The sequence below is a fragment of the uncultured Paraglaciecola sp. genome, assembly GCF_937123705.1.
GTDB lineage: Bacteria > Pseudomonadota > Gammaproteobacteria > Enterobacterales > Alteromonadaceae > Paraglaciecola.
This window is the reverse complement of record NZ_CAKZKO010000012.1, coordinates 36744-57650: the sequence shown is the minus strand read 5'-3', so window position 1 is coordinate 57650 and position 20907 is coordinate 36744. Positions and strand designations below refer to the sequence as shown.

General features: G+C 43.6%; 34 protein-coding genes. 1 reads left to right on the top strand and 33 read right to left on the bottom strand.

Annotated elements, in window-relative coordinates:
- Nucleotides 1-276 precede the first annotated feature (276 nt).
- The 33 genes from Q0688_RS02695 to Q0688_RS02535 all read right to left on the bottom strand — a co-directional run bounded on the left by Q0688_RS02695 (nt 277) and on the right by Q0688_RS02535 (nt 19858).
- The gene (locus Q0688_RS02695) at nt 277-735 is read right to left on the bottom strand and encodes a phage virion morphogenesis protein (protein WP_299072873.1); all 459 of its coding nucleotides are present in this window, start codon (nt 733-735) and stop codon (nt 277-279) included.
- Between the two features lie 86 nt (nt 736-821).
- Entirely contained in the window at nt 822-2021 is a 1200-nt protein-coding gene (locus Q0688_RS02690) for a phage minor head protein (protein WP_299072870.1), read from the bottom strand.
- On the bottom strand, nt 2021-3616 hold the full coding sequence (locus Q0688_RS02685) for a DUF935 domain-containing protein (protein WP_299072867.1): 1596 nt from the start codon (nt 3614-3616) through the stop codon (nt 2021-2023). Before Q0688_RS02685 ends, Q0688_RS02690 begins: the two co-directional genes overlap by 1 nt.
- Nucleotides 3616-5145 carry a terminase family protein gene (locus Q0688_RS02680; protein WP_299072865.1) on the bottom strand — a complete coding sequence of 510 codons (1530 nt, stop codon included), beginning with the start codon at nt 5143-5145 and terminating at the stop codon, nt 3616-3618. Before Q0688_RS02680 ends, Q0688_RS02685 begins: the two co-directional genes overlap by 1 nt.
- Nucleotides 5145-5720: a DUF3486 family protein gene (locus Q0688_RS02675; RefSeq protein ID WP_299072862.1), complete on the bottom strand. Its 576-nt coding sequence runs from the start codon at nt 5718-5720 to the stop codon at nt 5145-5147. The genes Q0688_RS02680 and Q0688_RS02675 overlap by 1 nt, the downstream gene beginning before the upstream one ends.
- A gap of 98 nt (nt 5721-5818) precedes the next feature.
- Nucleotides 5819-6115: an ArsR family transcriptional regulator gene (locus Q0688_RS02670; RefSeq protein ID WP_299072859.1), complete on the bottom strand. Its 297-nt coding sequence runs from the start codon at nt 6113-6115 to the stop codon at nt 5819-5821.
- Entirely contained in the window at nt 6105-6500 is a 396-nt protein-coding gene (locus Q0688_RS02665) for a DUF2730 family protein (RefSeq protein ID WP_299072856.1), read from the bottom strand. The genes Q0688_RS02670 and Q0688_RS02665 overlap by 11 nt, the downstream gene beginning before the upstream one ends.
- Nucleotides 6500-6727 carry a hypothetical protein gene (locus Q0688_RS02660; protein WP_299072853.1) on the bottom strand — a complete coding sequence of 76 codons (228 nt, stop codon included), beginning with the start codon at nt 6725-6727 and terminating at the stop codon, nt 6500-6502. The genes Q0688_RS02665 and Q0688_RS02660 overlap by 1 nt, the downstream gene beginning before the upstream one ends.
- Complete coding sequence (locus tag Q0688_RS02655; protein WP_299072850.1) at nt 6727-7224, bottom strand: hypothetical protein; 498 nt, start codon at nt 7222-7224, stop codon at nt 6727-6729. Before Q0688_RS02655 ends, Q0688_RS02660 begins: the two co-directional genes overlap by 1 nt.
- Nucleotides 7212-7739 (bottom strand): hypothetical protein, encoded by a 528-nt coding sequence (locus Q0688_RS02650; RefSeq protein ID WP_299072847.1) that lies wholly within the window; start codon nt 7737-7739, stop codon nt 7212-7214. Before Q0688_RS02650 ends, Q0688_RS02655 begins: the two co-directional genes overlap by 13 nt.
- 165 nt (nt 7740-7904) lie before the next feature.
- Complete coding sequence (locus tag Q0688_RS02645) at nt 7905-8066, bottom strand: hypothetical protein (RefSeq protein ID WP_299072844.1); 162 nt, start codon at nt 8064-8066, stop codon at nt 7905-7907.
- A 116-nt stretch (nt 8067-8182) separates the two neighbouring features.
- Nucleotides 8183-8662, bottom strand: coding sequence for a DUF4760 domain-containing protein (locus tag Q0688_RS02640; RefSeq protein WP_299072841.1), 480 nt, complete (start codon nt 8660-8662; stop codon nt 8183-8185).
- A 340-nt stretch (nt 8663-9002) separates the two neighbouring features.
- A complete protein-coding gene (locus Q0688_RS02635; RefSeq protein WP_299072840.1) occupies nt 9003-9182 on the bottom strand; it encodes a hypothetical protein in 180 nt (59 codons plus the stop codon).
- Complete coding sequence (locus Q0688_RS02630; RefSeq protein WP_299072837.1) at nt 9172-9891, bottom strand: Rha family transcriptional regulator; 720 nt, start codon at nt 9889-9891, stop codon at nt 9172-9174. Before Q0688_RS02630 ends, Q0688_RS02635 begins: the two co-directional genes overlap by 11 nt.
- Before the next feature lie 233 nt (nt 9892-10124).
- Nucleotides 10125-10436, bottom strand: a complete 312-nt coding sequence (locus Q0688_RS02625) for a hypothetical protein (protein WP_299072833.1) — start codon at nt 10434-10436, stop codon at nt 10125-10127.
- Between the two features lie 84 nt (nt 10437-10520).
- On the bottom strand, nt 10521-11417 hold the full coding sequence (locus tag Q0688_RS02620) for an AAA family ATPase (protein ID WP_299072830.1): 897 nt from the start codon (nt 11415-11417) through the stop codon (nt 10521-10523).
- Between the two features lies 1 nt (nt 11418).
- Entirely contained in the window at nt 11419-11634 is a 216-nt protein-coding gene (locus tag Q0688_RS02615) for a hypothetical protein (protein ID WP_299072828.1), read from the bottom strand.
- Nucleotides 11635-11636: 2 nt separating this feature from the next.
- Nucleotides 11637-11864: a hypothetical protein gene (locus tag Q0688_RS02610; RefSeq protein ID WP_299072825.1), complete on the bottom strand. Its 228-nt coding sequence runs from the start codon at nt 11862-11864 to the stop codon at nt 11637-11639.
- A 3-nt stretch (nt 11865-11867) separates the two neighbouring features.
- Nucleotides 11868-12110, bottom strand: coding sequence for a hypothetical protein (locus Q0688_RS02605; RefSeq protein ID WP_299072822.1), 243 nt, complete (start codon nt 12108-12110; stop codon nt 11868-11870).
- Nucleotides 12111-12118: 8 nt separating this feature from the next.
- Nucleotides 12119-12562 carry a Mor transcription activator family protein gene (locus Q0688_RS02600; protein ID WP_299072819.1) on the bottom strand — a complete coding sequence of 148 codons (444 nt, stop codon included), beginning with the start codon at nt 12560-12562 and terminating at the stop codon, nt 12119-12121.
- A complete protein-coding gene (locus Q0688_RS02595) occupies nt 12562-13260 on the bottom strand; it encodes a replication protein P (RefSeq protein WP_299072816.1) in 699 nt (232 codons plus the stop codon). The genes Q0688_RS02600 and Q0688_RS02595 overlap by 1 nt, the downstream gene beginning before the upstream one ends.
- Nucleotides 13172-13636, bottom strand: coding sequence for a hypothetical protein (locus Q0688_RS02590; RefSeq protein WP_299072814.1), 465 nt, complete (start codon nt 13634-13636; stop codon nt 13172-13174). The genes Q0688_RS02595 and Q0688_RS02590 overlap by 89 nt, the downstream gene beginning before the upstream one ends.
- The gene (locus Q0688_RS02585) at nt 13633-14190 is read right to left on the bottom strand and encodes a gp16 family protein (RefSeq protein ID WP_299072811.1); all 558 of its coding nucleotides are present in this window, start codon (nt 14188-14190) and stop codon (nt 13633-13635) included. Before Q0688_RS02585 ends, Q0688_RS02590 begins: the two co-directional genes overlap by 4 nt.
- On the bottom strand, nt 14187-14324 hold the full coding sequence (locus Q0688_RS02580) for a hypothetical protein (RefSeq protein WP_299072809.1): 138 nt from the start codon (nt 14322-14324) through the stop codon (nt 14187-14189). The genes Q0688_RS02585 and Q0688_RS02580 overlap by 4 nt, the downstream gene beginning before the upstream one ends.
- An 81-nt stretch (nt 14325-14405) precedes the next feature.
- On the bottom strand, nt 14406-14591 hold the full coding sequence (locus Q0688_RS02575; protein WP_299072806.1) for a hypothetical protein: 186 nt from the start codon (nt 14589-14591) through the stop codon (nt 14406-14408).
- A 10-nt stretch (nt 14592-14601) separates the two neighbouring features.
- Nucleotides 14602-14814, bottom strand: coding sequence for a hypothetical protein (locus Q0688_RS02570; RefSeq protein WP_299072803.1), 213 nt, complete (start codon nt 14812-14814; stop codon nt 14602-14604).
- Nucleotides 14815-14824: 10 nt separating this feature from the next.
- Nucleotides 14825-15490 carry a DUF3164 family protein gene (locus Q0688_RS02565; protein ID WP_299072801.1) on the bottom strand — a complete coding sequence of 222 codons (666 nt, stop codon included), beginning with the start codon at nt 15488-15490 and terminating at the stop codon, nt 14825-14827.
- A gap of 10 nt (nt 15491-15500) precedes the next feature.
- Nucleotides 15501-15782 carry a hypothetical protein gene (locus tag Q0688_RS02560; protein ID WP_299072800.1) on the bottom strand — a complete coding sequence of 94 codons (282 nt, stop codon included), beginning with the start codon at nt 15780-15782 and terminating at the stop codon, nt 15501-15503.
- The gene (locus tag Q0688_RS02555; RefSeq protein ID WP_299072797.1) at nt 15769-16095 is read right to left on the bottom strand and encodes a hypothetical protein; all 327 of its coding nucleotides are present in this window, start codon (nt 16093-16095) and stop codon (nt 15769-15771) included. The genes Q0688_RS02560 and Q0688_RS02555 overlap by 14 nt, the downstream gene beginning before the upstream one ends.
- Complete coding sequence (locus tag Q0688_RS02550; protein ID WP_299072794.1) at nt 16082-16651, bottom strand: hypothetical protein; 570 nt, start codon at nt 16649-16651, stop codon at nt 16082-16084. The genes Q0688_RS02555 and Q0688_RS02550 overlap by 14 nt, the downstream gene beginning before the upstream one ends.
- Nucleotides 16652-16661: 10 nt before the next feature.
- Entirely contained in the window at nt 16662-17348 is a 687-nt protein-coding gene (locus Q0688_RS02545; protein WP_299072791.1) for an AAA family ATPase, read from the bottom strand.
- Nucleotides 17349-17357: 9 nt separating this feature from the next.
- A complete protein-coding gene (locus Q0688_RS02540; protein WP_299072788.1) occupies nt 17358-19553 on the bottom strand; it encodes a Mu transposase C-terminal domain-containing protein in 2196 nt (731 codons plus the stop codon).
- Between the two features lie 2 nt (nt 19554-19555).
- On the bottom strand, nt 19556-19858 hold the full coding sequence (locus tag Q0688_RS02535; RefSeq protein WP_299072786.1) for a helix-turn-helix domain-containing protein: 303 nt from the start codon (nt 19856-19858) through the stop codon (nt 19556-19558).
- Between the two features lie 142 nt (nt 19859-20000).
- On the opposite strand from Q0688_RS02535, the gene Q0688_RS02530 reads away from it, so the two are divergent.
- Entirely contained in the window at nt 20001-20564 is a 564-nt protein-coding gene (locus Q0688_RS02530; protein ID WP_299072783.1) for a S24 family peptidase, read from the top strand.
- Nucleotides 20565-20907 lie beyond the last annotated feature (343 nt).

Sequence of the window (20907 nt, the reverse complement as noted above, 5' to 3'; positions counted from 1 at the left end):
GCTCACAATACAGGATTGCAAGCTTTGATCAAGGTAGTGTTTACCTCAACCCTCTTTTACACCTTTTATCTGGCTGGCAACTCTCACCAGAGGTGTTTAAATCTTTCTCAAAACGTTCGAGAAATTTTATCTAGGCCAATACTCCACTTAACCCCCTAAAACGCTTAAAATGGATTGTAGGCGCTCGACCACCTCCAAAAAACCGCTATTTACCGTGTTTTTACCCCCTGAATTCGCTTGTAGCCCCTTTTTAAACTAGGGTGTAGCGGTTTTGGGTTAATCTAGAAGGTGACTTTTGAGGATAGATACAATAGATATTTCGTCTGATTCTGATAATCCTATAAACGGTCTTGCCGGTATGGTTTTATTTGGGATCATACTGTTGGGTGAGGTGATACCACCTTCTTGTTGCATATTGGCGTAATCTTTTAACGTTGCACCAAAGTGTAATTCATTGCCTGTTATCTGTTTGGCCAAATTGTCGAAGAGTATGCCGGTATTCTCTAATATTCTGCTGTGCCCTTTGCGTTCAATAGTGATTGGGCTTAGTGGCTCCCATGGTGTGCCGTCGGGTGCTTGTTCTAAAGTACGCCTTGCTTGGGTTGACCCAATAAGGAGATCGCCAATTTCATGTAGAGCAGGCTCTAGCTCACCTCCTGCCTTGATAAATTTGTTCAATGCTTTTAGTAACTGTTTTTCGCCTGTCAAATCAACCGTAAATTTAATACTCGCCATGTCAATTACCTGCTATGCTTTGGCTTACGGTAAGTGTTTTCGGTTGCGGTACGGCGCGAGAGGCACTTATTAGTCGGTAGTGACCGTTACTCATTACTAGATCCTTCATTCACGTAAATCAAATTCCCCACCCGCTGCTTGTTTAAATAATTGAGTGATTTTACAGGTACAAACGTATACGCAATAAGGATCCCTTTTTGCACTTCGGCTACCAATAGCTGCCCTTTGTATTTGCCTGCTTTGACTGGGTAAATGTAACGCAGGCGATTAACCAGTTTGTCTGTACTCGGTATTTCATGCCAGGTTTCCCATACTTCGTAAGGGTCGCTAATGGTGCGCAGCAAGATTGGGACAAAGGGGGCACGTTTAATATCAATATGCTCAGCAAGATATTTGGCATCGACATATACATTTAATGCGGGCACGGGGCCTTTTATAACACTTTCTTTACTACCTATATATTTTTCAATGGTGGATTGTAATGCTTCTTTAGTTGAGACAATGGGCGCTAATTCACCTTGGTAAATAGGTTGAGGCAACTTTTCTGGCCGCCCATGAGTTTGCCAGTTTTGCTTGGTGGCCAGCTGTGTGAGTTTTGTAGTTTGCTCCCTTGATTGGTGTATGCTCGCTTGGCTAGCTTTACCTGGTGCATAATCAAATCCCGGATCGATGCCTACTGGTACTTGGTGACTTTCGCCAGTAGCTTTATCTATCCATTCGCGGTTTTCAATCGTTGGCTCTTTTGATGGTTTTAAGCCTTTACGGGCGAGGCTTTTATCTGACTCTCCAAACACTTTACACCTACAACCCCAGCCGTTTTGCGGAAACCATACATTCCAGAACGGGCTGGTTTTGGGCAGTATGGTGCCGTCTTTTGATTTATGGTGTAGGCGCGGGTTGCGACTGTCGCCATGCTTGTAGCGCCAGTATTCAAAGTGTTGCAGCTGCGCATAACGCCCTGCATTGTAGCTTTGGCGCATATTGGTTGAGTAAATGATGTTGGCGCGCCACGCAGCTGAGCCGGTGTGATCCCATCCGTGTTTTTTTACTAGGCCTTTAAACTCTTTTTGAAACCAGTTTAACGACTTGCCGTTGGCTATGGATTGGTCAACAATTTTACGCATGTCGGCCAGTAAATCGGCTTTGGCGGCACCGGCTACCATAAAAGCTAGATTGTGTTGGTCGCGCCAAATGTCTGCCCAGCGCGCAGTGGGTACATCAACTTTGGTTTTAAAAAAGTCGATGGCCTCTGCAAATTTGAGTGAGCCGTATTCTACCTTGGCCATTAGTTACCTTGATTTACGTCAAAGCGCCCTGCTAATTCAGCGGCCACAAAAGCTTGACCAAGCTGCTCTTGGTAGGCCTCTGTATCAAGTTTTGCTTCTAATTCAAGCAATTGTTCTTTGAGGGCCTCTAATGATTCAGCCCCGTCTACAAGGTCTTGAATGGGTTGAAACATGCCAGTAAAACTTTCACCTATTTCACCTTTAAGCATGGCTGTGAAATGTTCTGGTGCGTCTGTAAGCTCTGGCGTTTTTGCTTTAAGGGCGGCTAAAGCCAGTTTTAAGGCGGCTTTTGGTTTTTCTTCTGGCGGCTCAATACTGGGCGCTGTTTGTGCAACCGCTAATACGGGTTCGTTAGCTTCTGGCATGGGGATACGCAATTTATCGTGGGCGTATTGCACTGGCACTTGTACTCCAATGCCAACCAATTTTGGCAATGCATCTGCATACAATGACAAGTCTTCTGGCTCTTGGGTGTCGAACACTAAACGAGGTTTACGCCTGGCATCGCCTGTGTAGCTTTTACCGTTAAGCATGTACATAGGCCAAATTAGGTCGCGGTTTAAGGTGCTGGCGATTTGGCGTAAGTCGTGATCGCGAATATCTAAACGCACTTCGTTATGTACATTACCAAGGGCTTGGCTGCCGCTACTATCCACTTGTGATGTAAGGGTTTGACCGACTATCACTTTTGATTGGATGCGTTCGCAGTGCGACATCATGGTCATAAATGGATCACTGCCGCCACCCTTGGCAGCATCGTGAAATTCGATTTCCATTCCTTTGGGAATGACACCACCGGCATTATGGCCAATGCTAAGCACGGCTTGTAATAGGCGCTGTTTTTCGGTGTCGGTAGCACCGCTGGGGTATTTACCTAATCGCACGGGTATGCCGTAAATTTCGAGGAATTCGGCAAGGTCGCGCAATGAGTAATTTTTAAAGATAAACGGCCACGCTAACTGGCGTATTAAGCCGATACGTGCAGGGTAGCCACTTTTGGCGCTGTGGCGATGTTGCAACCAGTTTAATGGGCGAAGGGCTTCACCTTTGCCGCTTTGGTCGCGCAGCATGATTTGATTTTGGTCGTGCTGGTTAAGCTGAAACCACGTAGCAGGGCGGTGCTGAAAATTAGTGGGTACCCGCCAATTTTGGTATATCTCCCATTCTAGTTCGGTATTACTAAAGCCTTTTAAAATGCCATCGGCCATGCCAAATACAACATCGTGCCATCCGTCTACGTCTTTAAGCATTTGCTCAATGTCGGCGGCGTCTTTTTGCTCTTGGGCGCTGGCATTGGCGGGTGGCTCAATATTAAATTCAACGTCGCTTAGGGCCATTTTGCGTTTAAACAATTCAGCTTGAATGTGGCCGTCTTTTTCTTCTATGTCTTCTGCTAGGTAACATTGCTGAATTAAATCACCTTGTTCGGCATTGGTCATAATTACCGCTAGTTTAGCCGGGGTTAAGCCGCTACTAGGGTGTTCGGCAAACTCACGGCGCATTTGGGCAACACGGGGATTATCTTCGGTTTGATGTTGTTTTAGTTCTTTTTCACGTACCCGATAACGGGTGCCATTGGTTTCGAATGTTTCCATTAGTAGCAGCCTGATTGGTCTATTTTAAAATCATCGTTGTGGTTAGGTTTACCCCAACGTTCTTGTTTGCTGGGCAGTGGCGTAAAGGCAATTTCGCCGCCTTCCATTTGACTGGCTGCCACCATCATGCAACAGGCTACAGCGCTATCGCCGTGGCGGTCTTTGGCTTGGTCGGTTTTGCCTTGAGGTATAGATGGCACGCCCCTAGCGTTAATTTGTAGGGCCCGTAAGTCGTCCATTATGTCGGCATCTTTGGGGATGGTGATCGTAAAGTCTTCAAAGTGGGCCTTCATGCGGGGCATGTTTTCGCGATACCAGTTTTCGGTGATTTTTACCGCTTCTACTAAGCCTACGCCATATTTTTCAACGGTTTGCTCGGCTAAGTAATCACCGTTACCTGTGGCATCTAATTGCGCCCCCACAAACCTTGGCAGGCGGTCGATTAGATAAAACAGTATTTGTTCTTGTTGGCGGTAGGGTATGTTTTTAAGCTCTACGGCCAAGGGCACATGAATACTAAGGTCTTGATTGATTTGCCCTACCCACAAACAGGTTAAGTCGCCTTTACGGGCGAAATCTTCACCTAGGCAATGGCGGTAGTCAGCACTGAGTGATTCTAACCAGGGTAACAATACCTCTTGGCACCAGTCTTTAATGTCGGCACTGCGTAAATGCTCGGCCATGGCATTCCAGGCGTTATCTTTTTTCAACCTGAGTACTTGCCCTTGTGGCTGCATGGCTTTTTCGATGATGGCACGATTGAGATAAGCACCGCCACCTGATTTGGGTACGCAGCAATATTCTTCTAGGGCGTCTTCTTCACTGGCTGTGTCTTTTAGAAGGCCTGCTTTCCAGTCGTCTTCTAGTGCTTGAGTCCACTGGATGCCGCGCACTTGGCAAATACGTTGGTATAAACCCTCTGCACAGGCATCGTCTAGGGTGATGCGGTGAACGCTGTAACGCTTTTTGCCTGCGCGGCTGTCTTCGATTAGTTGGTTAAATAGGTTGCCATCACCGTTATGAGTACTGATGATGCGAATTTTAGCCCCCCACATGGTGAGTGCTAATGCTGCTTTAAGTACCTCGGCCAGCTGCTCGTGAAACGCGGCTTCGTCAATAGTAACGTTACCTTGCATACCCCGTAAGTTACTGGGTTTAGAGCTTAAGGCTTGAATTTTAAAGCCACTGGCAAAGTGAATAACAAAAGTTAATATCTCTTTGCCTTCTTGGCCTTCGTCTACAAATACTTCTTCTTGAATATCACCTGCGGCTTTATCAAAAGCCTTGGCCCACATGGCAGCGGCGTCGATAAATTCGCGTGCCATTTCTTTGTTGCTGCCCACATAGAAATGATTGGTACCTTGTGAGCTACGGCCTTTGGATGCAGATAATACGGCATCGGATGCTTCTGCCCAGGTTAACCCGGTACGCCTGCTTTTTTCGGCAATTTTTAAGGGGGCATCGTCGGCTACCCAGCGTTTTTGGTAGCCTAACAGTAATTCATCGGGATTAAATTCGACTAGCTGCATTAGGCAATACCTAATATTTCACGTTTAATTTGTTCAACGCCTGATGCCGTCATACCCGCTGCTGTAGCCACTGTTGCAGCTTGTTCTGCGGCTTCTTTGGCAAATTCTTTACGTAGCTCTTGCTCACGCTTTAAGCTTTTGCCTTCTGCGTCTTCTAGGCGAACGGATAACAAGGCCAGTTGATTCAGGGCTTTGGGTTCGAGTTTAGATACGTCGCCATCCATCATGGCGTTACCTACTTCAAAGCCTAGGGTGCGGATGATTTCACGGAGGATTTTACCCACTTCAGTGGTGGGCTTATCACCTAGCTCGGCTGTCCATTGCTTAGATACTTCGCGGGCTTGGCGAATACGCGCGCCTACAGCTTCCATTTTAGTGGCGTAGCGATTAAGGCCAGAGCGTGATAGATGCATGTCGTCGGGTAAACCTGCTGATGTGATCATGTTATTGATGCTATCGAGCAGGTCGGTTTGACTAATGGTTTTGTCGCGCAGGCCTTGGATCAGAGTCTTTTGAATGTCGTCTGGTAAAAAGTCGACTTTGTTGGCCTTGCCGCGTGTGGGTTTATCGGTCATGTGGTTTATCCTCGCGTAAACATATGATTAGCAACCAAATGAATAATGAAATACTCCAAAAAGCGGCTACCAGTACAATGATAAAAAGGCCCACAGTGTTATACCCTTGGTGCTGGGCGTTTAATGCCTGGCACTTTGGCTAGTCCGGCTTCGGCGTCAATGCCTCGGCTTGTAAGCGCAGCCACCATGTAAGGGCCGGTTTCTTCAAGCGTTACTAGCCCTTGCTCTTTTAACCAATACAAATGAGTGCGAATTTTGTCGATGGTCATGCTGTTGCCATATTGAGTACATACCGACTGCACTATGCTGTCGTTGGTGCTGTAACTGTCCATTGCGGCCAGGCAATGCAAAATACTCAAGCGCTGGTGTTCATTCATAATTGATTCAATTGCCATTGTTTTTCCCCATGTTTGAACCGCGCAATTCGTTTTCGAACAGCATGTTTTGATTGTTTAAAATCTGTTTTAACAGGGTATCAACCCCTTCTAAACGTCCTCTGGTGAGTGCTAGTTCTTCACGTAGGGCTTGGCTTTCTTTGGCGTCTGGCAAATGGGCTAAATGGCTGTCGATGGTTTTTACGGTGTCACGTAACTTGTAGTGCTCTAACTTATGAGCATCAAAAGCCACTTTGTGAGCGTCGAGGGCATCTTTGTGATCGGCTAATTCTGTTTTGGTGGCAAAATATTTTGATAACCAAAAAAGGGCTAAGCAGCTGAGTAAAAACACAAACAAGCTGTAAAGGCGCCAGTTGTCGTTGATATGTGAAACAAATACTTCCATTAATTACGGCTCCGTTTTTCGTGGTCTGTTTGGCATTCGATACAACGTTGAGTGCTGGGCAGTACTTCACGTCTACGGGTGATATTGGTGTCGCAGTCAATACAAAGCGGATTGCCTTGTGAGTCGGTGTTTTTAGCGGCTACTGGCGCAAGGTCAAACGCACGGTTTTGCATGGCTAGGTCTTGAAAATGTTGGGTGCGCTGCTGGGCGTCGTCGATTACGTCCATTATAACGACGCGCCTTGTTTGCTGAATTTATCCCATGTTCTAAAGCCAAACCAAGCGAGGGTAGGGGCAGCAATAAGGGTGGCGACTTCCCAATTTGCACCTGAGCCGTAGTCAAAGGCAGCAGCCCCTTCAAACATAAACAAATACAGGCAAGTAAACCAACTGTGGCGATTGGCGATTTCTGGCCTAATGCCTTTAATGTCAACGCTTTGAAGGGTGGTTTGTTGGGCTTGGTGCATGCCTAAATCGTGTTCGAGGTGGTTTTTTTCACGCTCTGCGGCTATTTGGGCAAGGCCTATTTCGAGATCTTTCATGACTTCTGGATCAAGGTTTTTAACCATGTCTTGCATTTGGGCTTGGGTTGGCTTGCCATTATTGCCGTCTATAAAACTGGCTACTTCTTCTGCTACGGTTTCAGCTTTGCCGCCTTTGGCCTTGCCAAACATGCGGATAATGGAAGGGCCAGCCGACAGCAATAAACTAATTATAGGGGCCATTGAGGTTCCTTTTTGGGTGAGTCTTGGTATAAAAACAGGTGTGATTTTTCGATATATTCCCCTGGCTTACCTTTGCCCAGTGCTGTGTTGTAGTGGGTTTTCCAGTAATAAGCACGGCCTTTGAGGTCTTGCGGGAACAAGTCTGGGATAAGCTTGTAAAAGCAGCGCGTAAACACTAAGGCTTTAAGTGGGTGGTTGGCTAAGTCGCTGGCAACAAGGGTACGAATATCAAAGCCAAAGTGCTCTAATATGCGTGTTCTGTCGCTTGGGCGAGTGCGATAAGCCACATCGATTACCGCTATTTGGTCGGCTTGGGTTAAACCCCAGCCAGCGCCGTTAGGTGTTGGGTCTTGATAGGTGCCTAGGCAAGTTTCGGCACAGGCGGTTTCGAGTAGCATAGCCACTGCATTATTGTGCCTGCCATGCCCAAGCACGTCACAGACCTGCACAGCCAGTTGCATAGCTTGGTCGGCATTATATAAGCCGTAAAGTGGTTTTTTATTTTCTTGGTTCATGCCGCCATGATATGGCGAAGATATGTGTAGCTGAGATTAGTCTGGGTTAGGGTTTTTGTGGTGTACGTTGTATAAGTTGTTTGAAGGTGACATTAGAGTGGATCGTGGATCAGATTTTCTTTGGTGTCAAATAACAAAGCTGGCGATTGCCAGCTTTTTGTAAAGTTAGAGTGGTGTTATGTCTATTAACCTTTGACCAAGGCTATTTAAAACGCTTATAAGGTGATTGTCGCGGCAGCTGGGTGGTTGCTGGGCCATTTGCTCTGATAGGCATAACAAGGTGATGGCGATTGTTTCGATTTCGGCGTGTTTTTTTTTCAATGTCATTTGGGTTCCTTTTTGACGAGTGAAATTTAATGTATCGCGCTTTTAATATCTCGCCACTTTCCTGACAACATAAAAAAGCCCGCTATTTTAGCGGGCTTTAGGGCTTATTAGTAAGGTTAGTCAGTGTCTGCTTTTAGTTTGTTTTTCTTAAATTTCTTTGCAAGCCATTCAAATTCTTGAAATAACGTTTTACGATCGTTCTTTTGTCTAAGGTCATATACAAAGGATTTAAAGCAATCCCAATCTCTTACTACAGTGCCATAGCTCATACGTTTATAGAGGTTAAAATCAAATGCTTTCTCTCTAACGCCTACTGCTATAAATTCGTAATTATTGAGTATTTCAAGTATGGCGGCTCGTTCTTTTGAGTCCTTGTGAGCATCATCGCAAAACTTGGTGATTTGATTTTTGTGTAGGATAGGATTGATGAGTTCGTCTAATTCTTTGAGTTTATCATCGCTTCTTTGATGGAGAACTAAATCGACTGTAGCTCTGCGCCTACTAATAACAGAATTTCTGTACACTGCAAACAAAGCTACAATCGCTGATATACCTAGAATGGTTGTTTTTGCGTCCAGCATTAATAAAAAGTCCATTTAATACTGTTTACCTATCTGTCCACCCGTCATTAAGGGTAACAGCAATTCCATTCTTTGATGCTAATAATTCTTTATTTAAAACCATATTATGTTCCTTGGTGGTTATAACGACAAACACACTATCTTTGTAGTGTTTATTAATAAAAAAGTTCAATTTTGTTGTTATTAGTAATGTTAACAACTAAGACATATCTTTGTTGTGTATACATAGTATATCGTTTGTTTTAGTAAAAACACCATATTTTAATGATGCCACGGATTGGTTATCTAAACATGGTGATGAGCTATTTAGTAAAAAGCCCGCTGTTTTAGCGGGCTTTTTTGATAGTACTGGGTTTTAGTGTTGCTGCTGTAGCAGTTGGTCTAGGGTGTTTTGTTGCTGGCTTTGTAGGTAGTCGAGTAACACGGCGAGCTTTTTAGTTGAGCACATGCCTTCTGGCACTTCACCTAGTAGCTCGACTATGACCAACTGACAAATAGTGAGGGTGGCGAGTTCGTCTAGGGTGTTATTGTTCATAGGTAACTCCTTGCACGTAATACGCATAGGACGAGCCATTGTATACACTACTCCAATACTTACCTTCGCCATGGGCTAACATGGCTCTGGCTTGTTTATTGTCTTTTGCATAGCCCATAGCAATTAATAAAGCGGTTTTATTAATACCCGGTTGTGATTGAATGATGGCTAAGGCTTGGGTGGTAAAAGCTTGAGTTTTAAGAGCGTGATGCTTTTTTGCTTGGATGCTGATTTTGGATTTTGGGCGGCTAACAGGGCGTTTAGGCTTGCTTTCTAGGGTTTTAACTTTGTCACGATACATATCAAGCAATTCATCTTGTAACTGCTGATTGCGAATTTGCAAGTCGTTTATTGCAGGGTGATTAGCTGGCTGTGCGGTTAATTGCTCTGCCATAACATTAAAGGCATTGATGTAGGCTTCTTTGATTGCCGCTGCTTGTTTGCCAGTAAAGCCCATCACTAAAAACATAAAACCGTCTTTGGTGACATTGTACATGTCGCGCATTTCACCTTTTAAATCCTTGTATTTAACGAGCGAAAAATTTCGCCCGTTAAAATACTCTGAACAATCTAACTTTCTAATTTTGGTTAAAACGTCTTTATGAGGTTTATTGAAGACTTCTGCAACGTGAGTAGATTGGGTGATTAATTGATTATTTTGAATATCGATGTATTGACGTAAGTCCACATCGGGTAGTGTATTGACCATAATGGTCTCCTTTGGTTTTTTCGAATTTAAAGGGTGTCAGGAGGTTCGAAACGGCCCAAAGAAACCGCGGACTTATTTCCCCGAAGGGTGTTGTATTCGTCGCCCTCCCGACATAGAAACTAACTATGAAGGGAAATACAGGCATAAAAATACCAACACTTACGGGGTTGGTTTGCGACCGCTTTGGGAAGAGGTTTCGACGCCTCTGACATGCGGACTGTATGCCTGTTTGATTATTTTGTCAAATTACTCCGTGTTAATTTGAAAACGGGTAATCCTTTGCGTTTTATGCTTTTTTCACTTTCACCAAATAACTGACAAAAGCAACGGGGTTGATACTGGCAATTTTTGTAATGAGAAAAAACAATACCATCTTGATTTACGCTTACCCTTTTATTGACCTTGTTCTCCAAGTCTTTACAGGCTTGTGGCGAATCATTACTGTTGCAACTCAACCTCACGTACTTGAAGCTTTCCATTTGTTTTAATCTACTTTTTTTATGTTCCTCAAAATGTTGTTTTTGACTTGCAGTTAATGCTTTCATGCTCAACCTCATTTTTTATTTGAGATTGAGCATATCCCGACTACTTACTTATTGGAACCACGCGAACAACGCGCACAACGCAAGTTAGTCATTTAGTAGTGAATACATGGTGCGATTAACCTTTTTGGCTGATAGCCAGTAGATGCTGTCGTATTTATCTAGCCGCGCTCTGGCTTGTTTATTGTCTTTTTCGAAACCTGCGGCATTGAGTAGGGCGGTTTTGTTCATGCTGGGTTGCTGTTGTAGGGCTGACTTAACTGCCGTAACAAAATCTAAGTCTTGCTCGGTGGATTGCGCTTCGATTAGGTCTTCTTCGATTAAATCTAGATTATCTGGCGATATATCAAAGGCGCAGTCTTTAATGGCGGCGCGTTCTTTTTTGACTTGCAGCAATACGCCTATGCCTTGTGACATTGCTAATTTAGAAAGCTGGTACATATTGTCGACGCTGTTGCGAATGTTATTACTGCCTTGGTAGTTTTTGCCGTCTTTGTTGGAGTGATGTAATACCAGTACGGTGGCTCCGGCTTCGCGAATGTCCATTAGGTAGTTTAAGGCGAGCATGGTTTTGGCATCGTTGGTGACGTCGGCAAAATTACGCAGGCTGTCGAGAATGATGATCATGTTATCAAACTTGCCACTGACGGCATTGCTGGCGAGCTGACGTAGTAATTCGAGAGGATCAACAGGGCATTTTGAACGGTGTATGTAGTTTATGTTGCGAAATCCTTGCACCATTTTTTCATGCACGCCACGCTGCTTGAGTACGTTTAATGGGTTGTCGAAGTCAAGGAACGCAACGTGCATACCTGCTAAAGCGCACTGCTTTGCTACGCCAAGACCTAACCAGCTTTTGCCATTACCGCCATCGGCATAAACCATAGTGATCATACGTTTGGCTAAAAAATTGGGGATAACCCATTCTACTTGTTGGTTGAAGTCTTCGGCACCAAGTGCGGATTGGGTGAGTATGTCTAGCATGTTAGTCCTCTAAAAATAATTGTAAGCCAAGTATTTTGGCTTTTTGTTTGGCTTTGCGTAGGGCGCGATTTTCTATTCTTGAAATTGCACTGCGGGAGCAGCTGCATACTTCAGCTATGTCGGCACAAGACAGGGTTTGTTCTGACGCGCTAATTGCGCATAACACGCCAAGGCCCACATCTATGTTTGGGTTTTGTAAATGGGTGTTGTGGCGCATGGTTAACACTCGTCTGTAAAGTGGCTGTCGATGTTGGTCATCACCAATTGGAGTTGGCAGCGCTGGCCGTTTATTTCATAGGTGCCTAGCCATTGGCGGCTTTCGTCATCGTTATACTCGACGTCTAGTACGCTTTCGCAGGTACGTCTATGCAGTAAATCTGACTCTTCTACTAAATCAATGATGGGCTGCTCTGCTGGTTCGTAGTCGGGGTGGATGTAGTCAAACATGGTTTATTCCTTATTTAATGTTTGTAGTTCGCATTGTTCGACCCCATGGCCGGTGATGCGGTATTTAAAGCCGTCTTGCTTGATTTGTTTTAGTTCAATCAGTACTGACAGGTTAAAGGTGCATTCGCCAAGGGCTTCGGTAATGCTTGATTCGGTAATGTAACCGGGCTTTAAACGCTGTTCGTTTTGGCGGGCGCTGTAGAGCAAGGTTAGTATTTGTAGGCGTTGTTTTATGATGGTGTGCATGGGGTTTCCTATAGTAGTTGTGGTTGGATTTTTTTAAGGTGCGCTTGCCTTGCTTCACGCAAGATTTTGTACACTTGAATTTGGTTTAGCTCTGGGCAGTATTGGGCGCGGATTTTTTCGGGCGACCAGCTTTGTTGGTGCCAAAGTCTGAACATGTGAATGTTACGTAGCTCTTGCTTGAGTTTGTCGCCACGGGGCAGGTAGTTGCATTGCCCGCCTTGGTAGTGGGCGATTTCGGCAATGATGTGGCAGCTTAATTGATAGGCTTTATCGCCTTGTATGCCTTGCTTGTTTAAACGGCGTTCCACTACGTTTACTAAGGCCCACAAATGGGATTTAAAGCGTTTTTCAGCTTTGGCTTTATCGGCTGTGGCATCGTTTAGGTTTTCGAGTAGTGCATCAAAGTTGTCGTCGAATGCAAAGCCTGCTTGGTTTTCGGTTGAGTCGGTCATTATTGTTTTGCCTTGAATAAATCACGCACTTTGGCGACACGTTGTAAAAAAGGATCGTTGGGGTTTTGGGGTTGATACCCATGGGTAATGTGATCTATCGCTGGCGCAGGTAATGCTTTTTTTATTTGGGGTAAGGTGCCTGCTTTGTGTTGCATTAGGGCGGTTTTGTATTCGCGCTGCATGTGTTTGTTAAAGGTTTTTTCGTCTTTGTTGACGTGCTGAGCACAACGAATATTTAGCACGGCTAACATGGGATGTTGTAGGTGCTTTTGCTCGTAGGTGGTTTTGTCGAAGCGGTATTTGGTATTGCATTCGATAATACGTGTGGCGGCTTCTTCTAGTGAGGGCATGCCGGTTACGCTTTCGTGATCACATAGGGCTAAAAATTCTATTAATTCTGGCGGCCAGCTCATTCGCATATACAGCACTTGTTCGAGTGCGTATTTAATTTGGTTGATGGTGATTTGTTCTTTTAAAAAGGATATGGCCCAAATGCGTTTGGTTTTGTCTATTTCAGCGCTGTTACCAAATCGACTGGTGTATTTACGGCCAAACATGGTTTGCAGTTGGTCGAATACTTCGTTGATTAGTGGTGCTACTGCGTTCATATCACTTTGCCCAGCTTGTGTCTGTTGTGTTTGAGAGGGCTTGGCTAACGCTTTGTTTGCTTGATTGAGCAGGTGCTGAGATGAGTGCATGTGAGGTGCCTTGTGTTTGATCCCATCCTTGGATGCTGGTTAGTACTTTTTTAAAGTAGTTGTGATTGGATAGCGGTTTGCTGTCGCCCGATTGCACGCGGTTTTGCTTAATTTGCACGGTGGTTTGGTCGAGTGCCTGGCATAGTGCTGAGTGATTGGCGTTATATGCCATGATGTCGGCCATTAAGCGTAAGGCGCGGCCATTGTTTAAGTCGGATTTGGCAGGGCGAAATAGGGCGATGTAACTTAAGCAGCTGCTGGCAACTTGTGTGGGCAGCTTTGACATAAGGGCCATAAGCTCACGGCCTGATTCGTCTTGCACTAGTGATTCAAGCGTTATGTGATGATGGCAAACTGGGCAGCGGCTTAACTTCATAGTTTGCCGTCGCTTAGTGCTTCAGCAAATGTTTCTATGATGGTGTTGTAACTTTGTTTGTATAGCACATTGCCTAGTTCGTCATGGGTGATACCTATTGAAGAGAGGCGTTTTAGTGCTTCGCGTATATGCCAGGCTTTAAGCGCTTCTAGCACTTTGTGGGCTAACTCGCCATTTAACCAGGCTACTGCGTCAACGCCTTTGCCGTTATTTTGTTGGGCTGACATGCGTTTTACATAGCCATCTAGTGCGGCTTCGCTGTTATCACGGACTATGCCGTGTAGGTGCATGGTTATCCATACGGCGCGAATTTTACGAATTTGGGGCGTTTTAACTGGCTCGCTTGAGTTAGGTGACATGCGACGACCATTTTTTGGCTTGGCTTTGAACCCTTTATTTTTAAAGTGATCTAGGACATTTTTTAACTGGTTGTCGGACATTTTTGAGCAGCTGCTTTGCCCTGTTATGTGGTTGAGCACATCGCGGTATACGTCGTCGTCTAGGTTTAATTGTTTTTTGGCAATATGAATCTTTGCCATAAGTGCTTTTCTCATTGGTTGGCACCTATGAAAAATGCCGCGATTAAGAAAAGGCAAAAACAGTAGCCGACGGCAACATATCCGGCGATGGTGTCGAGTGAATAACCGGCGATAGTGATAACGCCTAACACAAGTAGTATTAATTTCATTTCAGTTCCTTTTATTGATTAATCAAAAGTCACTCGGTGAGTGGCCTTTGATTAATGCCCGTTTAACGGGCATTTAAAGGGTTATTGAGTGGGTTTTATTTCAATCCACTTTTCGCCTGTTTGGCGGTCGGTGTACTTATTTACCTCGTAGGTTTCTTCTAAGCCTTCTACGTCTTCTGGTAGTTGCTTTAGAAACTCGCGAATGTCACTCACGCAACCAACATATTTGGTGGTGCAGTGTGGTGGTAACTGGGCGGTTTTTGCCATGGAATAGCTCCTATTTTGAGGTGACTTTAATACCCGAATCGGCGATCATTTTATTGCGTAAGACTTTAGCCTTTGGCCCATCCCAAGAGCCGGTCAAACACTGCGTTGCATTTTGATAATTAACTCCTTGTTTCTTACACCATTCGGTGAGTGACGAGCCTTTAGTTACAAACCCACCACGGACGTGGTTATACAATTCTCTGCCAGGCTTGATTTCTTGCATGCGATAACTCCTAGTGAACGTCGGTTATGTTGAGTGGAATTGATTCGTAACCACCTGCCTCGTTGCGGTAATAGGCGCGGTAGTAGGTTTCGGTGTGGCTTTGTTCGATAGAGTTAGCCAGGGCTTTCATGGCGGCTTGCCAGTTGGGATCGTCTTGGCCAATTTTCATGCGCATGAGCTTTTTAAGATCTTGCACTGAGTAACTGCCTTTGCCGTCGGTACGAAAGTACTTTTGCACTAATGCTTGTAGGTCTTTTTTAGCGCCTTTGGCCCATGCTTTAATGCAGTCGTCGACCATTTGTTTAGCAACTAGAATGTGCTCGTTGGTGGTTTCGCGCTCTTGCTGGGTGCGTTCTAATTTTAACGATTTGTCGTAACTGAATAGGGTGACGTTGCCTTTTTTGCCACCCATCTTTTGACCATACTGAGTAAGCATTTCGTTAATAAGATTTTGGATTTCTGTTGAGATGCGTTGTTTTAAGTTTTGTATTTCAAGTGAAATAACTGAGCAATCGGCGCAAACTTTACGGACGAGTTTGTCGCGCACTAGGTCGTGCTTTTTTATTCTGTCGACTATGACTAAGCTGCCGTGCTCGTCTTCCATGCGGCCGTTTTGCGCTTTTTTGTCGGCCAGTGGAAATACTTTGTCGACTATGGTTGGTGCTACTGCATTCATTATTGGTACCTTATTTTGTTTGTAGTTGTGGGTGTGATTGCCAAAGCACAGTGCAACCGTGTAAACGCGTTTGGCTGTGAAAATGGCGACCATGTTGATTACCGGTGATGGTGGTTTCTATACCTTGTAATTTTTTGCTCATTTCTGCGTTGAGTGGCGGCAATATTTCAATCACATTGCCTTGGTCGTTTACGCAAAGGCTTTTAATGGCGCAGCCGTAACTCATAAGCTGATTGATAGCTTTGGTTACTTTGTCGATGCGTGTTTTAAGTGCTTGGTTATGAGGGTTCATTGTGTCCTCCTTGCTTGTTGTGAGGGCAGGTTTTGCACGTTTTATATAGCCGTACACGAGTAGGGTTTGCAGCACTGAATGGTTTCTTTTTCTCGATGTTGCAGCGCTTTACAGGGATGCTTCCGAGTACTGGGCACGTAACTTTTATGTTTGCATAGGCGGCTAAAACATTGGCTTCAATATTCGCCATTGAGCCTGCGTACTTTTTGTTTAGTACTTGGCTTAGCGTGGTTTTGCTCATCCCTGTGTCGCTTTCAACAATGCGGCGGCCAAGGGTGTTTACTTTGAGGGTTAGCAATTCAAACCAATTCATTTTTGTTGTCCTTTTTTGTGGCATTTAATGGGATCAGAATATTTTGGTTTTGGTCCCGCATGCCTTTTGCGCTAACTACTGGGTATTTGTGACCTGTGTTGTTGATTAACAAATATTGATTAAGGTGGCCTCGGCGCTTTGCCATGGATAACTTCACGTTTTGCTTGCGTACTGTTGCTACATATCCATACCTGCGTAGATGCGTTAAGTAGCTTTCTACATTTGCCTTTGAGCAGTCTGCGGCGGCCATGATTTCTGGAATGGTAAATTTGTTTAAAAAACGTATTGCATTCCAAATTTTCTGGCGGATACATTTTTTCCTAGGGCTTGTTGGGTTTTTACCAGGCAGGTGAGGGGTTGCTCCCTCAACTGCGAGGTAAACGGTGCCTTTATATCCACGGTGTGAACTTTTGATTGCACCTAAATCTTTGAGATGGCTAATAACCATTTGCGCTTGATGTAAATTCACATCCATGGCGCTGGCCAGTTCTTTTGAAAGAAACTCTGGCCTTGTTTTTATCCATTCCCAACTGCGTTGACTTAGTGTTTTTGTCATGCCTGTACCCTTACTTCGCTGACCATTGGGCCGCACTTATTTTGGTGAGATTGTTGACGTGACAGAACTTTTCTATATGAGAAAGTGCGACGGTAATTCGTCGGAAATTGCCTTTGGATTCATCTAGTACTTTTTGAATTAGGTCATCTTCTAAAGAGCAGTTTTCTAGAAGCTGAGTTGCCATTATTTGGGTGTCTTCAAAATCAGCAGGTTCGAATTCAACATGCTGGCTGATACGTGAGTCTAGCTGCGGTAGGCGTTTGAGCTTTCTTGGTAGTTCGGCGTATCCAATTAGAATAATTGGGATATTGGCTAAGTCGTAGATGTCGCGAATTGTTTCAAGGACATTGAATTTTTCAGCTAGATAGTCGGCTTCGTCTATAAATAATGGTTTACCTGCTAGCGCTAATTCTTTCACTATATAGTCAATCATGTCGGCTTGACGCTGGCGCTTGTCTAAGCCTAAATCATTTGCTAAACGTTCGAGAAATGTGCCGAGTGTATCGGCCTTTAGGCATCGAACTAATATGCCGTCTGCCTGGCAAAACAACCAAGCCCCAGCTGTGGTTTTTCCTAAACCTGCTTTTCCAGAAAACATGCCCATTGCTGGGATCCCTTCTAATGCGGCTTCGGTTATTGTGATGTACGCGTCGTAAGCGTTTAGTATGTTTTTGGTTTGAGCTGTTATGGATTTCATTTGTATTTCCTACTTTTGGTTGGTGGATTGTGCTGAGAAACTTTTATCAAGCATTTTTGCGGCGTTTGGGTTGGCGTTTCGGTATTTATGAAGCCATGCTTTGTCTAAATTTGTGATAGAGGCATCACGCTTTTGAATGGTTAAACAACGCGCCTTGTGATGGTCATTTTTGTAAACAGAGGTGGTGGTGTTTATGCCTTCAATGATTTCTAACTCTTTGCGACGAGCTTCAAAAACGTTGATTTGTTCTTGAGAGTATTCCGGCACAGTTGGCTTGTTTTTAAGCGCATCTTGTGCAGTACTGATAACGTCGTTTGTAAAGTCTTTGGAAGGCTTTGGAAAGGCGGTTAAACCTTTGGTTTGTTCGGTTCTGAAGTCGAGATACTTTTGTGCTGCGTCACTGACATCATGTGTTTTAGCTAACGATTTAAACGCTTTGCGTTGAATGGCGAGTTTTGAACGCTGTAACTTACGAGCCTCTTGCGCATGCTCTATAGTGATATCGTTATCGGCTATTTCTGGGTTGATTGCCTCACAGATAAAATGGCCATGAAGTGCATGAAACACATAAATTTTGCCAATGTCATTTGGATTGTGACGACAGAAAACTCGCTCGCCTACATACTCTCCCAGATTGGCATGTATGTAATACCCGCCATCAACACTGATGCCTTCCTTGCTAATAGTTCTAAAGCCTTTTTGAGAAGGAACAGGCGCTAGAAGTACGTCTAAAATTCTTTCGTCTTCAATAAAGGAGATGGTTTGCTTTTGCTCTGTTAGTTTTTCAAACGGTGTGCAACCTAATTCACTATGTTCGGTGTGGTGGTAGTGACTGTCGACCCATTGGTCTATGAATGCTTGAAACTCTGTGGAACTTAGCTGGACGTCTAAAGCGACTTTTTGAGCGCCTTTTTCTCGTTTTTCCATCAATCTTTCTGCAAAAGTTAATCGTGCTGATATTTTTTCTCGATCAGATACATTGTGACCGATATAACCTTTGACTAACTCAGCTATGCCATGGGAAAACGTTCTGAAAAAGCGCTCGATAAATGGCTTTTCCCAACCAGAATAAGGGTTGGTAATGTCGTTTATTATGTCTAGTGAATTCCAGACAGTAGTAATATGAGCAGATAGATAATCAGCGCCATTATCGGTTCTCGCTATCTCGGGTTTGCCCCAGTCTATTAATGCTTCACGAATTAATAGTGCTATTCCCTCAGCGTTTGAGGTGGGTTTTAGTATGAGTTTTACTCGTCGAGTGAAAACATCAAGCACACCCACAATACTAAATCGACCATCTGTTAACATTGTGTCTGCGGGAGTTGAATCAAATTCCCAAAGCTGATTGATCCTAATGATGTTTGCCGACATGCTGCCAAAAGCAGTCATTCTTTTGTTGTTGTACGCACTAGGATCAAACATAGACATGTATAAGGAAGAGTTTTCATTCTTCCATGTTTTTAGCCAGTGTCTGCAAGTAGAGGCGCTTGGAATTGGGTATTTAGAGTTGAATTGAGCCTGCAAAAGTTCGTGTATTCTCTGCCCAGTAATATGTGGATATTCTTGGATTAGAGCTAGACAAAATTCTTTTATCTCTAAATTAGAGTCGATAATTCCGGATCCTTTTGCTTTACCATAATTACCGGCTAAAGCAGTAACGCCCTGTGTGTTGTATGTTTTCTCCCAGCGCAAATAAGTTGCGCGACTCAAACTTTTACAGACCGAATAAACTTCTTCATTTAGGCTGATTACGTTCTCATTGAATAGGCGACAAAATTCGTCAACAGATTTAATTTTTGGAAGTTTGGTGCGTGCTTGAAATTCTTTCACAGCTTCAATTATTTGAACTTTTGATAGCGCCCGTTGAAGTTTTTCCCCCTGCATTCCAGCAAGGTTTTTTAAGCTGTCTTGTCTTACTTTGAGTTGGACTTTCTTGTGATTTTGCTCCACCTCAGAGATATGACGACCAGCTGCTGAACCTTTAATAGCAGCTGATGTTTGTGGAATTACTTTAACCGCGAAGTATTTATTTACCTTTTGAGCTATTTCTGGGGGGAGGTCTTCAATAGAGTAACTGGCCGTTTTACCTCCGTTTGCATTAACTAAAGTAAAAGGCCACCCCTCTTTTTTAGCTTTAATTTGTACGGTTCTTTTGGATACACCCAAAACTAAAGAAATATCAGCGGCACTATATTTATGTGTCATATCTATTCCCCAGCATCCATTATCGTGTACACGGACAGATCTTTTGCTATGCTGTTTTTCTTAGTAGAGTGCAGGCCTTTTTTTCTGGTGCCGTCGCAATTGTATCGAGATGGCCATATTTGGTGTGCTGGGATAGAGATAGCTTTTGCTATTACTTGTTCTGGCTTCTCGTATGGGCGTAATAGTGCTTGTTGACACGCAGCCACATTAAGTCCGTTTGAAATTGATAATTTTCTAAGTGAAAAGCCCGTTTTCATTCGAACCTGGGCAATTATCATTGCGTTATGCATATCTACTGATGACATGGGATGTACCAATTACTGTATTTATACATACAATAATGTGTGCTTAATTTTATATAGTCAATAGCAGTAAATACAATAATTTGGACTTTAAGTCCATCTTGTTGTTTTTTATTGTGTTTTTTATACACATGGTTGGGTTTTTATGAGTGCAAAAGAGTTTTGCGAGTTTATATTCGAATTGAGAAAGGCTTTTACAACCCGTTCGGCGATGGCTGAAAAATGGCCTTGGCATAGAAACACAATGATTGGATATGAGAGAGACAGACTTCCAGATGTTGATTACTTGTACGCTATATCTGTGGAAACAAATTATGATTTTATTGAGCTTATTAAAAAACGTTTATCGGCGGGATTTCTCCAATTACCTGAAGATGTGGAGCTTCCTGGTGTAAAAATGGCTGATAGTGATAATAAGGAAGTTATACAGAAAAACACTACGCAAATTAATGATGATTCAATGGCACCTACTATTCTAAAAAACGCATTTATAAGTATTGATTCAACCGATAAAGAACTAAAACAAGGCAGTATTTATGCGATTGTTTTAAACGATCAAGTTATAGCTAGAAGAGTGCAATTTGGTTTGGATGGTGACATTATTTTACTAGCTGAAAATAGTAAATTTATGAATATTACTGTCTCTAAAGAAAAGTTACCAGGTCTAAAGGTTGTTGGTAGGATCGTTAGTTGCTTGAATAGCTTGTAATTACTCAAGGTGCGATCATTGCACAATTATCAGGATCGCACCTTTACCCAGCCATAAATTTAATCAAAATCTCTTTACCCCTTATTTCTACTAACTTTCGCTTAAGGTGCGATCTAATTATCATGGTGCGAAAAATAGGATCGCACCTAGTCCTTAATAAAATTCTCTAATCAATCAGTTTTAGGTTTAATTTCCGAATTATGAAATCCGTTCAACCTCGTATTTAAACAGGTTTCAAACGGTATTTATGGATCAATTAGCCTCTAGATCGCACCGTTCACTAAACTACCCCGCGTTTTTCGATAATAACCATATTTTTATCAAACTACCCCGTTTTTTCAAT